The sequence below is a fragment of the Colwellia piezophila ATCC BAA-637 genome (assembly GCF_000378625.1).
In the GTDB taxonomy this organism is placed as follows: Bacteria; Pseudomonadota; Gammaproteobacteria; order Enterobacterales; family Alteromonadaceae; genus Colwellia; species Colwellia piezophila.
Window position 1 is genome coordinate 85,902 of sequence record NZ_KB905163.1, and the last position, 15,391, is coordinate 101,292.

Below are 15,391 nucleotides of genomic sequence, written 5' to 3' on the forward strand. Positions count from 1 at the left end.
ATTATAGCTAACTATAATGAGTTATTCTCAAGTTCAAACTATTAATAGTCAATACTTATTTGATATGAACTAAATTTTCGCATGTTAATAACACCTTTATCAAAGATTAAATATTGGCCTTTAATCCCTAAAAGCAGTCCTGAAACCGTTGCTGTCTTATCAAAATTAAACGAACTAATCTTACTTAAGTACTCATTGACCGGGTAATGGATCTCTTGTACTTCTGCATTCAATTCTTTTATTGCGTCACTGCCAAATTTAAGCCTCAGTTGCGATAAGCGTAAACTAATCTCTGGGATTAACTCTTCTGCTTTAGCTTTTAAGTCTAAAGGCTCTGGTTCACCTTTTAGCATGGCACGCCAATTTGTTTTATCGCTAATAAATTCCGCCAGTGCTATTTCAACAAGCCCAGACTGTAAGCGAGTACTTACCTTAAAGATAGGGAGCGCTTGGCAAGCACCTTGGTCAATCCAACGCGTTGGTAATTGAGTATGACGAGTTATGCCAACTTTCAAGCCTGAACTATTGGCTAGGTAAACATAATGGTCAACCATACAGTGACTTTCTCCCCATTCAGGCTCACGACAAGTGCCTAGATGAAAGTGACAAGTTTCTGGTTTCATTATACACATATCGCATTGAGCGAGCTTACTCATGCATGGGTAACAATACCCTTGAGAGTAGCTTTTTTTGGTACGTTTACCACAATGCTTACAAGCAATAGTACCGGTAAAATGTAAACTGATATGCTTACCTATTAAAGGGTTCAGCTCAATACTCTGCTTAGTGCCATCTGCGCTAAGGCTAGCTAAAGGTAATTGATACTGGACGACATTATTACTATCAAGTTGTGCGGTAAGTTTCTCTATCGCACCGACTTCACTAATTGGCATAATTGCTCTCTATTTTATTTCTGTTTGACTAAATAACCTGAACTCTGGATAAGCAGCATTTGCTCAATATTCCCCTTTATCCGATTCTCAGCGTTAAAACGTCGATAAATAACCCGTTATTCATAAACGTTTTGCCTTGATAATCGAATAAATTGAAACATCGATAGAGTATATCGCTACTTAAACTTGTAAACTTTGTTCTTAACAACCGTAAATTGTTGTTTTTACTTAAACATCAAACACTCATCATCCAGAGTTCAGGTTAAATATTAAATTTGAGGGTAGCGTTAAAGTACCTTAACTTTTTTAGTTTGTCTAAATGTTCAGCTACCCTTTTCAGTGATATTAAAGGCCGAACACCTAGCTAAAATTGAACTTTTTTTCGTGTTTGTTTAACCTCTTTTCGGTTTGACTTTCCTGTCAGACGCCTTTGTACTGAGCCCCTGGTCGGTTTTGTCGCTCGTCTATTTTTTTGCACCACCATCACTGAATGAATGAAGTCCTTTAGTCGAGATAGGGCATCGTCTTTATTCATTTCTTGCGTACGAAAACTTTGTGCTTTAATAATAACCACCCCATCTTTAGTGACACGGCTATCTTTAGAAGCAAGTAAGCGTTCTTTATAAATGACTGGTAGAGATGAACGTTTGATATCAAACCGCAAGTGGATAGCTGTGGCCACTTTATTAACACGTTGGCCGCCATTACCTGTAGCACGGATAGCACTCAACTCTATTTCCCAACCAGCCAAAATTACATTGTTTGATATTTCAAGCACTTTTAATTACCCTTTATACACTCTGACATTATTTATGATGAACCAGTTATTCAAAATGATAGAACATAACAAGACCACAACTTGGTGGGTTTATTTACTACGTTGTAGCGATAATAGCTTATATGCTGGTGTTACCACCGATATACACCGCCGTATTGATGAACATAATAACAGTAAACTTGGCGCAAAATATACCCGTGCAAGACGACCTGTAAGCCTGGCGTATATTGAGGAAGCTGATAATAAAAGTTTAGCGTGTAAAAGAGAGTATAAAATACGCCATCTCGCCAAAGTTAAGAAAGAACTGCTAGTCAGCAATTATCTGTAAAATTAACAGGTCTGCTCAGTTAGCGATATGCACTTTTTTTTCGATTTAGGGCAAAAGTACTGTTAGAATGCAGCGGTCATAAAAATATTATTAAAAATTAAGTTGTAGCCATGTCTATAAAAGAAATGTTTATTGAAAATTATTGCTCTCTTAGCGCTGATAAAATCAGCTTTACGCGCCAACAAGGCAGTGATTTTGCCAAGCAAGTAGCTGATGATTTTAATCCCTTACACAATATTGATGCAAGACGTTTCTGTGTACCCGGTGATTTACTTTTTTCAATTATTATCGCCAAATCTGGGCTTCATCAGCAAATGACCTTCAATTTTTCTGGCATGGTTAGCGACAATGTTAACCTCACTTTCCCTCAGGAAATTGATAATCATTACGATATTAAAGATGATAAAGATAAAACCTGTTTAACCGTTAGTGTCAGTGGTAAATCGACTCACAACCCCATTCTAATTAATGCGTTAACGAAAGCCTATGTAGATTTTTCTGGCCAGACTTTCCCCGATATTTTGGTTAAATTAATGTCTGAAAATAATGTCATGATCAATCCTTCACGCCCTATGGTAATGTACCAATCAATGTCTATCGATTTACATACCTTAGTCGCTGATTCAATAACCTTAAAGCTAGCAAAAACTAGCTTATCCATTAATGGAAAACGTGGTGATGCCTGGCTTGAGTTTGATTTATTATCAAACGATAAGGTTATTGGTCATGGTAAGAAACATATGCTGTTAAGTGGTCTTCGTCCCTATGAGCAAGAAACTATCGATGCTATGGTGAGCCAATACCGTGAAAGTAAAGCCAGTTACCTAGCTTAGCTACTTACTATGCTAGGGCATAAGGTTACTTAGCGACGATATCCCTGCTCAAAGACACTTTGTTGCTGTCGCTTCTTTTCATGACAATAAGCAAACTCGCTCAGGTTTTTGGGCCGTTGACACTTACTTGGTTGCTGATAAAACAGTAACCAAGCCTGTCTCTTTACCCCTTGGTATTTTGATTTAATTACAATAGCGCTGCTTTGATTGAAACTAACCAGTTTTTTTGGTCGATAAAGGCTCGGATTTTTCTTGGTAGCCTTATGGCTAGTATTTTTTACCAAGCTACTTTTCTGTTTATTGCTTTTTTTCCTACGCTTTTTTTTCTTAACCTTAACCACAGCGCTATGCTCACATTGCCACCACAACTTTCTCGCTTTATCTTCCTTGCGCCTAAGGCTCTGACCGCGTTTTAATGAGTAACCATTACGTTGTAAAGCTTGAATATTATGTAACTTTTTCAGGAGTGGCTTGCAACGTTTTTTAGCCTCAGTCGCGGGGCTCAATGGCAGAATAAACAGCAATACCATTAAGTAAAGCATGGTGGAATTAATAACTCTCTTCATAACAGCAGTCCTTGCTCTAAATTAAACATCCTTTTTTCAAATATAGACTAGACTTTACTTTTTAGCATTGTTATCAAAAAACATACGCTAAAAAAATGATTTACATGGAGGTAATGATGAAGCACTATTTTATCTGGATTCTACTCACCTTAGCATTAACTGCGCAGTGGTCTATGGCCGTTGAACAAAAGACCAAACCGGCTATTCAGCACGGCGTTAACTATCAAGAAGTAACCAATATTAGTCAGTATTACGTTTCTGAAAAACTTGATGGTATAAGAGGTTATTGGGATGGTAAGCAGCTACTAACTCGACAAGGCAATGTGATTCATAGTCCTACCTGGTTCACCCATCACTGGCCACCATTACCAATTGATGGCGAGTTATGGATTGGTCGAGGTAAATTTCAATCGGTACTCTCTTGTACCAGTAAAGACATACCTGAAGAAAATCTCCCCTTAAGTTGTTGGAAAAACCTACGCTTCATGATGTTTGATCTGCCGAGCGAGCAAGGTAACTTTGCCCAAAGAGTGACTAAAATGCGCAGCTTATTATCGCGGGTACCGTCCTCTTATTTTGCCATGATTGACCAAGTCCAGCTTAAAGATAACAAAGCGCTTGATGATAAGATGAATCTCATCATCAAGGCTTATGGAGAAGGCCTTATGCTACACCTTGCCAGTGCTCATTATAAAGTAGGGCGAAACTCGGGGTTAATGAAGCTAAAGAGACACCAAGACGCTGAAGCGACTGTCATTGGTCATACAGAGGGGAAGGGTAAGTATCGAGGCAAACTAGGCGCACTTGAAGTGGCTACAGCAAAAGGTATTACCTTTAAAATTGGCTCAGGTTTTAGTGATTATCAGCGTGCCAACCCACCGGACATTGGCACCATCATCACCTTTAAATACAATGGACTAACACAAGCAGGTATCCCTCGCTTCGCCCGTTTTTGGCGAGTAAAGGCTAGCCAGTAAATCGATTGAGCTGTAACTTAAAAATAACGATATTAGCTGAAGACTAATCGGCTATAAGTGTGGGTTGATAACTGAAAATCAATACTTTAAGACCCTTACCATGATGCGCTTCTTTAAAGACACTGGGGTTTTCAAGTCGCTGTTCAAATAAACAATCAGGGCATTCACGTGCCACCTCAGCTTTTAAAAAGTCTTCATCTAAATCAGGGGAGTTTAAACATAACATCAAGGTCGCCCCTGCATTCATCCACTGCGGAATTCGACGAATTATTTTCGCGTAATCACGTTCAATATTGACACTACCTTTTTGAAATGATGGCGGATCGCAAACCAATATATCATAGGGGCCATATTTTTTAATACGACTATTAGATTTGAAAATATCGACACCTTCAAAAATAATTTTTTTGCCCTGTTTCTTTGCTAATTGATTCAGCTGATGATTTTCTCGCCCTTTACTTAATGAGGCTTTACTTAAATCGATATTAACCGCTTTGCTAGCTCCACCAGCAATAGCACTTAAAGAAAAGGCGCAGGTATAAGCAAAGAGGTTTAGCACATTTTTTCCTGCTGCATGCTGTTTTAACCACGCCCTGCCATTAGCCATATCCAAAAATAAACCACTATTTTGCGCTTTGCCAAATTCGATATAGTAATTAAGTCCCTGCTCACTGACCACTGTGTTCGATATTGTTTCGCCAAGTAATACGGTTGTAGGAGAGAATTTCTCATAGCGGTGCTGTACTTGCACAGAGCGGCAATCACTCACTAATACTTTTAAGGCAGTCGCTTGTTCAATTAACCAATCGCTATCTACCGCTTGGTATAAGGTGATAAGAATGACCGGTGATAACCAATCAACATTCACGTGGTTTAAATTGGGGTAAGCATGGCCTCGACCATGAAATAGTCGTTGGGCATCAGTGAAATCAGTACTGCTAATATGTTCAATCATGGCGGGTAATAGCTTCTATCTTGGCTGAGGGTCGAATAATTAATAAATAATAAATAATAAAAAACGCCCAATAATAACATTAATAATTGTGCTATTAAGTTATTGTTGGACGTTTATAGTCGTTAGCTAAGTTTACCTCAGCTGATCATTTTAACTATAAACCAAACAGGCTTACTGCAAAAAACTTAGTGGCTACGGTATTAATAAAAATAAGTAAAACTATCGCCGGAATAAAAGTGCCCAATGAGAAATTAATATACTTCTCTACCCATGAGCCTTTATAGTTTTCATTACCAATACTTAGTTCTTCTGATAATTGCTTTTTCTTCCAACGGTAGCTTACAAACACACAGAGTAAAAAGCCATTCAGCGGTAAAATAGTGTCATAAAACACATCATAGACAACGTCGAAAAATGATTTAGTGCCGCCAGCATAGGAGGTAAATTCAGTAAAGAATGACACCATACCAAATGACGCCATGGCAAATAGAGTTAATAAACCTGCAGTAACCGTTAAATAACCTAGCGCCTTTTTACGGGTTTGCTTTTTCTCTGTAACTAAATATGAAACAGGTACTTCAATGATAGAAACTAAAGAGGTAATCGCAGCAAAAAACACCAATAAGAAAAAGAATGCTGCCACGGCACTGGCGCCAACATAACCTAGTGAGGTTTGCATTGCTAAAAATATTTTCGGTAAAAAAGTAAAAATCAAATTGACTGAACTGTCATTTAACTCACTTGGATTGATTTCGGGGTTAAATGAAAATACTGCAGGTAAAATCATCAAACCAGCAATAAAGGCCACACCCGTATCTGTTATTGCGACTAATTTGGCCGAGTTAGGGATATTAGTTTGTTTATTAATATACGAACCGTAAGTCAATAAAATCCCCATACCTAAAGATAAGGAGAAGAAGGCTTGTGATAACGCGCCGTTAATGACACTGGCATTGAGTTTATCAAAATCAGGCACTAAGAAAAATCTTACCCCTGCCATCGCATTATCAAGCGTTAAGACAAATACCACCATAATAATAAGCATTATTAGCAAAGCGGGCATTAAGGTTTTAGCGGCCCTTTCAATACCGTCTTTAACCCCTGCCGCCAGTATAAAGCTAACAATGCCCGCTACCGCAACCAACGCAAGGTACAAGTAAGGGCTATTGATGAATTCGCCAAAACCCGCGTTACTCGCCAAATAATCTAAATGTCCGGTTACCGTTAAGGCGATATAACCAAATATCCACACGGTGATCACCATATAAAAAACGGCGATCATAAAGGGCGTCAATACAGCTAAAAAGCCAGCAGCTCCCCAAAATTTATTACCTTGGCTTAAAGTTTTAAAGGCACCTACAGGCTCTTTAGCCGTATTGCGACCGACAGCCATTTCAGCAATCATTACCGGTAAACAAATAAGAAAAACAAACACGGCATACATTAATAAAAATGCGCCACCGCCATTTTTTGCGGCATTAACGGGAAAACCGACTAAATTACCAATACCTACCGCTGAACCTGCAGCGGCTAAAATAAAGCCCATGCGTGAGCTAAAGTGCTCTCTTGTAGCTGTCATACTTATCCTTTTTTATAATTATTATGGAGAGTTTTGCTAAAATTAATCTTTCGATGCTAACAAGCTTTTCTTGCTAACACTATGCTTTATTTAGATTCTTAGTGTTACTTTCGTACACCATTGCAACTGAGTTTTACTTTCACCTGCCGTCAATAAAGCTTGAGGTTAAGTAAAGTCACTTTGGTGGCATAGCGTTTTACTTGGAAAACAGTTTTGGATTCATCATTAATAAAATATTGGTCGCTTCTTTATCAGCAAAATCAGCCGCTTGCTTAAGATCCTCACAAGACATGCCCAAAGACGGACAAAGGGACGCGTCAATGACATCATCCATAGAAAACTCTTCACGGTGACTATCAATTAACGCCAACCTCGACGCGAGGTTTAAGATTTTAACATCTTTATTAATTTCAATGCTTGGTGCCGCATTAAAGTGACGAATAGGTAAAATTATTTTTTCAGGAATTTGCCAAATTTTTAATAAGTTGGCCGAAATATCGGTGTAGGTGTAACCTAAAGTAAGTTCTTGCAGCTGCCAAGGTAATTGAGTTTTATTATACTTTTCACAGCTTTGAGCAAGTTCTGGGCTTATTTTAGCGACTAATAACTCACCAAAGTTTTGCAATAAACCGGCAATAAATAGTCGCTCTATGTCACGAACGCCGGCACTTATGGCAATGTTTTTTGCGGCTAAACCACAATAAACACTCATACGCCAAAACCGTTTCAAGTCAATGGCTTGATTTTCAAAGTGCTTAAAGGCTGAAGCGGCAACATCAACCAACATCATATTATAAATGGCTTGCGTGCCTATGATGGTAATGGCACGCGAAATAGTACTAATTTCCCCCGGGAAACTATAAATAGCGCTATTAGCTATTTTCAACAAGCGTGAGGTCATGGAGGGATCGATACTAATGACATCAGCAAAATCAGATATTTCAGCGCTGTCATCAGACATTAATGCTTTAACTTTAAAACAGGCATCTGGCAAAGCAAAGGAGCCATTGGCTTGTAATGCATAATCATGTGCGCGCATAGTTTATCCTTAGAATATCAGCCTTAATAAGTCAGTACTTAGATTTATAGCAAAAGCTTATCTGGTTGACAACCTAGCATTTACTTTTGAACTGCAGCGCTCTAGTCGACCATAGCCGTAAGTAAACACTAGTCTAATGGTACGCCAGTATCTTCCTTAATGTTTTCAGTGACCATATAAGTACTGGTTTGAGCAATTGCAGGTAGACCGCCAATTTTTTCTAATACCAAGCGATAACTTTCTATATTAGCAAAACGTATTTTTAACAGGTAATCATAGCCCCCCGCGACTAGATGACATTCAACAATTTCTTTTATGGTCACCACTTCTTTTTTAAACAACTTAAAAGTATCCGACGTTGTTCTATTTAAGGTCACTTGTACAAAGGCGGTCATACTATAATTAAGTTTTCTAGCATTTAAAAAAGCACCATAGCGCTCTATATAGCCTTCGGTTTCTAAACGCTTGACTCGATCTAAACAAGGACTGGCACTCAAGTTAACTTTTTTAGCTAAATCGACATTGGAAATTCTGCCATCCGCTTGTAAAGTAGATAAAATGACTCTATCAATACGATCAATGGGTTTTATTTTGTTTGTGGGCATATGATCACTATTTAATCGGGTATATTTCCAATACTGCCATAGAAACATTAAAAAAAATAGTTAAAAAAAGCGCGAACTCTACCTTACAGCAAAATTTCGCGCTTAGTCTTTATCTAGCGGTTAGCCGTACTGCTTAGTCTTCTTCAACCAAAGTCATCAAGGAAGTATTACCACCCGATGCCGTGGTATCGATACTAATGGTTTTTTCAGTGACTAAACGCTGAATCAAGTTATCAAAATATTCCGAGCTTATTACCGGTAAAATAGCGCCATAACGTTGTGCTAATTTTTCACTAACATAATGTTTGCTTTCACACTGACTATCAACCACTACACCTGATAAGGCCGGATGAGCTAACATCGATTCTAAATGACATAATTTAGCCACTTGGAAAACATCTTTTCCGGCACCCGTAGCAATAAATTTATCTCTAAACGCTAAGGCTTCTTGGTAGAACAGATCAGAAACAACAGTGATAACGGTATTGCCGGTCGCTAATGCAGTAACAATAGATTGCACCCAAAAGTGGAAACTCACCTTTTCATCGGCATAACAAATAATATTACCGCGGTTTTCTAGGTAAATAATATTTGACTCTCCTGTTGGCCCTGGTAACTCTTGCGGTTTTTTCAAACGTTTTTCAATATTGATAAGCTGTGAACGTGCCGCTGTTAAGGTTTTATTTAAATCATCGGCTAAATCATCAACAATTTCCACATGCGCTATTTTAGCGAGTAACTGACGTACACATGAAATACGGGTATTAAGCTCAGTTGAGCGCCATTCTTTTTCGGCCCAGTTTGCTTTATCCATTAAACGTGTTGCTTCATGGTTTTGTGCGGCATCCCCCTTTAAGGTAGCAATTTTATCTGCGGGTAAGTTTAAGGTATTAGCGTCCGGTGTTGCTTTTTCTTTCACTAAACGCGTTAGGTAATTTGGACCTCCGGCTTTAGGACCGGTACCCGAAAGACCACGGCCACCAAAGGGTTGCACACCAACAACAGCGCCAATCATATTACGGTTAATATAAATATTTCCGGCACGTGAACGTTTTGCCAGTTCAATGGCTCTTTGCTCTATACGAGTATGAATGCCCATAGTTAAACCAAAACCAGTACCATTAATTTTATCAACTACATTTTCAATTTCATCCCCTTTGAAGCGCACAATATGTACACAAGGACCAAACACTTCTTTAGTTAAGACACTAATATCATCAATTTCATATAAGCGTGGCGCGAAGAAGAAATGGCCATCTTCATCTACTACTTCATCAGAAAACTGACATTGATATAATAATTTGCCATGCGATTTCATATAATCGCTATGAGCATTAAGCGCATCAAGTGCTTTTTGATCGATTACCGGGCCAACATCAGTGCTTAATTTCTCAGGGTTACCAATATGTAACTCCGCTAAAGCACCTTGCAGCATAGTGATAACTTGATCCGCAATATCTTCTTGTAAAAACAGTACCCGTAGTGCCGAACAACGTTGACCAGCACTTTGGAAACCCGATGAGATAACATCATCAACCACTTGCTCAGGTAGAGCAGTCGAGTCAACGATCATACAGTTTTGACCACCCGTTTCAGCAATGAGGGGCACTTGATCACCACCACGCTCAGCCAGCGTTTGAGAAATGAGTGTGCCTGTTTCCGTAGAGCCAGTAAACATTACCGTTTTTATACGGCTATCTGGAATAATGGTACTTCCGACCGCACTACCGCGCGCAATAACCGCTTGTACTACATTTTCTGGTAAACCAACAGACTTCATCAATTCAATAGTGCGCAAAGCAATTAAACCAGTTTGCTCTGCGGGTTTTGCTAAAACAGTATTACCGGTAGCTATTGCTGCGGCAACTTGCCCTAAGAAGATAGCTAGTGGGAAATTCCATGGGCTAATACATAACACCACGCCACGTGCTTCTAATCGCTCATCATCATTTAATTCAATAGCACGTGCTGCGTAGTAACGACAAAAGTCAACGGCTTCGCGTACTTCATCAATACCATCTTTGGCAACCTTACCTGCTTCTTTAATACAAAGGGCAATAAGCTCATCCATATGGCGTTCTATGATATCAGCGATACGACAAAGTAATGCAGCGCGCTCAGTTACTGGTGTTTTTGACCAGCTGCTAAAAGCCGTTTCAGCCTTATCAATCATCACCAACATCTCATCAGCAGTAGCGTGTTGATGAAAACCTATAATTTCACTGCGATTAGCCGGGTTCATTACTGCATTAGCACCTACTGGAACATCGGCTTTGTTAAGAGAGTGCTCAACAAACCAAGTATCTAATGAGGTTTTTAATGGCGTAAGTTCATTGATATCGGTTAAATCTAAACCTTTTGAGTTATCACGACCTTTGTCGCCTTCAGCTTTATCTTCACCACGATACAGAGCAATGGGCATGATGATTTGGTTGTTATATTTAACTTTCAAACGCTGGGTTTTTTCAACGGGATCTTCTAATAATGACTCGACCGGTTGAGAATCATCAACTATGGCATTAACGAATGATGAGTTAGCTCCGTTTTCTAAAAGTCGGCGTACTAAGTAAGCCAGTAAGTCTTCATGATGACCTACGGGTGCATAAATTCGACATTGAATACCGTCTTCTTTAACAATTTGATCATACAAAGAATCCCCCATGCCATGTAAACATTGGAATTCAAAACCGGCTTTATCATCGCCAGCTAATTCAACAATGGTGGCTGCGGTGTAAGCGTTATGGGTTGCAAATTGCGGGTAAATGGTATCACGGTATGCTAATAACTTGTTTGCACAAGCATGATAGGAAACATCGGTAGATGACTTACGAGTAAAAACAGGAAAATGACTTAAACCATCTTTTTGGGTGTTTTTAATCTCAGTATCCCAATAAGCTCCTTTGACTAAGCGCACCATCATTTTTCTGTTGGTGCGAATCGTTAAATCACGTAACCAGTCAACGACGAAAATAGCACGTTTTTGATAGGCCTGTAACGCTATGCCAAAACCTTGCCAGTCACCTAAGTCGTTGTCAGAAAAGACCGCTTCGATAACATCAAGCGAAATTTCTAAGCGCTCAGACTCTTCTGCATCAACCGTTAAACCTATGTTGTACTGCTTAGCTTGTAAACAAAGCGCCTTTAACTTAGGCACTAATTCAGCCATTACTCGACCTTTATGAGAAAACTCATAACGTGGATGGATAGCAGATAATTTAATTGAAATACCCGGTACTTTACGCGGATCATTCTTGCCTGAAGCGACAGCAACTTCACCAATAGCAGTGATGGCATCTTGATAGGCTGTCAGGTATTTTTCTGCATCAGCCATGGTGCGCGCACCTTCACCCAGCATATCGTATGAATAAACATAACCTTGCTGCTCTTTAGTGGCTGCGCGTACGGTAGCGGCTTTAATGGTTTCACCCATAACGAACTGTTTGCCCATGATTTTCATGGCAAAGTTCATTGATTTACGAATAACGGGCTCACCTAAACGACCAACAATTTTTTTCAATAAACCAAATTGATCTTTTTTACGTTTATCGGCGTAATCAACCATAGAGCCAGTCAGTAATAGTCCCCATGAGGAAGCATTAACAAATATTGAGTCACTGGCGCCTAAATGAGAGCTCCACTGTCCTTGAGATATTTTATCGCGAATCAACTCATCTTGAGTATGCTTATCTGGCACCCGTAATAAAGCTTCGGCCAAACACATTAACACCACCCCTTCTTCTGAAGAAAGTGAATATTCATTTAGCAAGGCATCTATAGCACCTTTACCTTCTTGGTCTTGACGAATTTGTAAGACCATTTTACGGGCACGTTCCCAAGCACGGCTTCGTGCACTAACGTTTACTTCAGCTGCGGGTAAAATATGGTCAACAGCAACATTTTCGTCAATACGATAAAATTCACGAATTTTTTGTCTAATGGGACAATCGGTGATTAATGAACCAGTAAAAAGCATAACGTTTTCCTCAAATGCAAGCAGGTTAAATCCTGCTTTAGTTATAGTCATTATTCTTGCTAATAAAAGTTTTCACCGTGACTAACAAGAGATATTTAATAAGTGCATTTTAGGAGAGCAACCACAGAATGTGCTGTTTATTTTTCGCTTTAAAAGGGTTTTTATGGGGGGAAATCGTTGAATTACAGTATTAACTACTGAAACGACGATTCAGCAGTCTGTTGTATTAGCTGAGTTGACTTTTACTTTTTGGTTTTTTTAATTATATAGTCAGCGGCATCTTCTGGTGACATCGGCTTGGCAAAATAATAACCTTGCCCGTATTTGCAATCCATTTGCTGTAGCAGTTGAGCATCGGCTAAGTTTTCAATACCCTCTCCTACGGTAGCCATTTTTAAATTATTAGCTAAATCGACAATAGTACGAATAATGGCCCTATGGTTATCATGTTCATGGACATTACTAATAAAAGAGCGGTCAATTTTTAAGACATCAATAGGGAAACGGTGCAGGTAACCTAAACTGGAGTAACCGGTACCAAAATCATCGAGTAATATTTTTACCCCCATATTCCTTAGCGCCTGCATATTGGTTAATACAATGTCAGCGTTATCTAATAAAGCGCGCTCGGTTAATTCTACCCGTAAGTTATGTGGAGCAAGACCCGTGCTTTGTAAGACATTTTCTATTCGTTGCGGTAAGCTGGGACTAAAGAATTGTTTAGCAAATAAATTACAACTGACATAAAGATCGTGACACCCGAGTTCATCTTGCCAAACTTTAAGTTGCTGACATGATTTTTCAATGATTTGCATATCAATAGCCTGAATTAAATCAGTGTCTTCTGCTAGCGGAATAAAGTCATTAGGATAAACAAAGCCCCGCTTAGTACTTTTCCAGCGAGCTAAAGCTTCAAAGCCTCTCAGCTCCTGGTTATCAAGTTTAAGTATTGGTTGGAAATAGGGAATGAACTCCTGCCAAGCAATCGCTTCTCGAATATCAGCCTCAAGGCTTAACGCGTTCTGTACCTTTTGATGCATACTGTCATCGAAAACTTCAAAGCGCCCTCTACCATTATCTTTAGCATGATACATCGCCGTATCTGCATCGCGCAGCATGGTATTGGCATCATCGTAACGTTGATTACTAAAAGAAATACCAATACTCGTGCCAGTGTAAACCAGCTGATTATCAATAGTGAAGGGTTCTTGAAGAAAGTCAGTGATGCGTTTTGCTACATCAAACGCTTCCTCGTTAGTGGCTAAGTCTTCGATGAGAATAACAAATTCATCTCCACCTAACCGAGCGACGGTATCTTTATCACGTACAATAGTAAGTAACTCTCGGGCAATAATTTTCAATAATAGATCACCGGCATGATGCCCTAAACTATCATTGACCATTTTAAAACGGTCTAAATCTAAAAAGAGTACCGCAAAAGAAAAGTCATCTTTGCGTTTCGCACAGGCAATAGCGTGATTAAGTAAATCGAGGAAAACCATTCTATTAGGTAGCCCAGTTAAGCTATCATGTGCTGCGGTATGTTTTAATAATTTTTCCGCTTGTTTACGGTGGTTAATTTCTTCTTCTAACGCCAAGGTACGCAATTTCACTTGCTGTTCAAGTAGCTCATGACTACGTCTTTCAAAGTCTGCTAATTCACGGCGCTTGATTGCTGTAGAGACATGGTTGGAAACAAAGTTAAGTAGCTCTGCATCTTGCTGATTGTAGGTAGTCTTATAATGGTAGCTTTGTAGTACCATTACACCAAGTAACTGCCCTGAATAGATTAACGGTACACCAAGCCAAGAATGGATATCCGCTTGTGGTTTTCCCGTTTCGCCTGCTAAATGTAAAGTCAACATTTCCTGATAAGTCAGTAAAACAGTTTCACGTCGGCGCAGAACTAATTCAGAGTAGAAGTTAGTCAGTTTTCGTGGTCGAGCCTCGCCTACTGAACCAGTGTAATTCTCATCAACATAATAGGAGAAATGTAAAGTGTCACGGGCTTGTTCATATTTGGCGATAAAGAAATTTTTAGCATTAATTAATTGGCCAATAATATTATGTACTTTGCTATAGAAGGTATCTATATCCAGTTCAATATCCGTACTTAATTCAGATATTCTATAGAGTGACTCTTGTAATAACTCTGATTTTTCACGCTCTCGAATTTGTGCCATTAATTCTTTAGTACGCGCATTAACCGCATTTTTCAGGCGTTGTTGATCATGTAAACGCACCATAGCACCAACAACATGTTGAGCGGCAAAGGTAAGTAAATCTAGATCGGCTTCATTATAACGATTAACTTCATCATAACTTTGTACTGTCATGATACCAATAACTAAGCCATTGTGGAGTAGCGGTACCCCTAGCCAATCTGTGCCTCGAGCACCAAACTGCTTAATTTTATAGTGTTCAAAAAGCTGTTGTTCCAACTCAGGTGTGAGTAAGAGCGGTTGCTTTGATTCAATCACTAAATTAGTAAATGAGCCTTCATAGTCTAGATAGTCAATAATGCCGTACGGTTTATCATCTTTCTCATCAACAAAATAGACAAATTCTAAGGTTTCAAAGGTTTGTTCATAAAGCACAATAAAAAAGTTTTCTGCGGTCATTAACGAGGCAATAGTGTTGTGGACTTGAGAATAAAAACTATCAAGTTCATTACATTCTTGTGATAGATGATTAAGTTTAAATAATGCGGTGTAGCGAGCGTCTAAATCAGCATTTTTTTTCTCTAAAAAATCAATTTTTTCAGCCAGATCAGCAATAACGGGCTCTTTAGCACCCATTAATGGCTTTTTAGTTTGAGTTGTAGTTTGTTGACTTTCTGGTTTCAAAATTACCGTACCGTTTAGT

The 15,391-nt window shown here is 39.0% G+C and carries 12 protein-coding genes; 3 read left to right on the forward strand and 9 right to left on the reverse strand.

Annotation, left to right across the window (positions count from 1 at the left end; translation table 11 throughout):
* Positions 1 to 41: 41 nt before the first annotated feature.
* Both F580_RS0107760 and arfB read right to left on the reverse strand, forming a co-directional pair.
* Complete coding sequence (locus F580_RS0107760; RefSeq protein ID WP_019027144.1) at positions 42 to 893, reverse strand: DUF2797 domain-containing protein; 852 nt, start codon at positions 891 to 893, stop codon at positions 42 to 44.
* A 364-nt stretch (positions 894 to 1,257) separates the two neighbouring features.
* A complete protein-coding gene (gene arfB, locus F580_RS0107765) occupies positions 1,258 to 1,671 on the reverse strand; it encodes an alternative ribosome rescue aminoacyl-tRNA hydrolase ArfB (protein ID WP_019027145.1) in 414 nt (137 codons plus the stop codon).
* Between the two features lie 55 nt (positions 1,672 to 1,726).
* On the opposite strand from arfB, the gene F580_RS0107770 reads away from it, so the two are divergent.
* Both F580_RS0107770 and F580_RS0107775 read left to right on the forward strand, forming a co-directional pair.
* Positions 1,727 to 1,999 carry a GIY-YIG nuclease family protein gene (locus F580_RS0107770; RefSeq protein ID WP_026301318.1) on the forward strand — a complete coding sequence of 91 codons (273 nt, stop codon included), beginning with the start codon at positions 1,727 to 1,729 and terminating at the stop codon, positions 1,997 to 1,999.
* A 110-nt stretch (positions 2,000 to 2,109) separates the two neighbouring features.
* Entirely contained in the window at positions 2,110 to 2,832 is a 723-nt protein-coding gene (locus tag F580_RS0107775) for a DUF3581 family protein (protein ID WP_019027147.1), read from the forward strand.
* Between the two features lie 29 nt (positions 2,833 to 2,861).
* Here F580_RS0107775 and F580_RS0107780 read toward each other — a convergent pair whose 3' ends face one another.
* The gene (locus F580_RS0107780) at positions 2,862 to 3,398 is read right to left on the reverse strand and encodes a hypothetical protein (RefSeq protein ID WP_019027148.1); all 537 of its coding nucleotides are present in this window, start codon (positions 3,396 to 3,398) and stop codon (positions 2,862 to 2,864) included.
* Positions 3,399 to 3,511: 113 nt separating this feature from the next.
* On the opposite strand from F580_RS0107780, the gene F580_RS0107785 reads away from it, so the two are divergent.
* Positions 3,512 to 4,375, forward strand: a complete 864-nt coding sequence (locus tag F580_RS0107785; protein WP_245560598.1) for a DNA ligase — start codon at positions 3,512 to 3,514, stop codon at positions 4,373 to 4,375.
* 43 nt (positions 4,376 to 4,418) lie between these two features.
* Here the strand turns inward: F580_RS0107785 and F580_RS0107790 are convergent, their stop codons facing one another.
* The 6 genes from F580_RS0107790 to F580_RS0107815 form a co-directional block, all read right to left on the reverse strand.
* Complete coding sequence (locus F580_RS0107790) at positions 4,419 to 5,330, reverse strand: class I SAM-dependent methyltransferase (protein ID WP_019027150.1); 912 nt, start codon at positions 5,328 to 5,330, stop codon at positions 4,419 to 4,421.
* Between the two features lie 154 nt (positions 5,331 to 5,484).
* Positions 5,485 to 6,909: a sodium-dependent transporter gene (locus F580_RS0107795; RefSeq protein WP_019027151.1), complete on the reverse strand. Its 1,425-nt coding sequence runs from the start codon at positions 6,907 to 6,909 to the stop codon at positions 5,485 to 5,487.
* Between the two features lie 196 nt (positions 6,910 to 7,105).
* Entirely contained in the window at positions 7,106 to 7,948 is an 843-nt protein-coding gene (locus F580_RS0107800; RefSeq protein ID WP_019027152.1) for an HDOD domain-containing protein, read from the reverse strand.
* A 128-nt stretch (positions 7,949 to 8,076) separates the two neighbouring features.
* Entirely contained in the window at positions 8,077 to 8,553 is a 477-nt protein-coding gene (locus tag F580_RS0107805; protein WP_026301320.1) for a winged helix-turn-helix transcriptional regulator, read from the reverse strand.
* Between the two features lie 133 nt (positions 8,554 to 8,686).
* On the reverse strand, positions 8,687 to 12,526 hold the full coding sequence (putA, locus tag F580_RS0107810; RefSeq protein ID WP_019027154.1) for a bifunctional proline dehydrogenase/L-glutamate gamma-semialdehyde dehydrogenase PutA: 3,840 nt from the start codon (positions 12,524 to 12,526) through the stop codon (positions 8,687 to 8,689).
* Positions 12,527 to 12,768: 242 nt separating this feature from the next.
* Positions 12,769 to 15,372 carry a sensor domain-containing phosphodiesterase gene (locus F580_RS0107815; protein ID WP_019027155.1) on the reverse strand — a complete coding sequence of 868 codons (2,604 nt, stop codon included), beginning with the start codon at positions 15,370 to 15,372 and terminating at the stop codon, positions 12,769 to 12,771.
* Between the last annotated feature and the right edge of the window lie 19 nt (positions 15,373 to 15,391).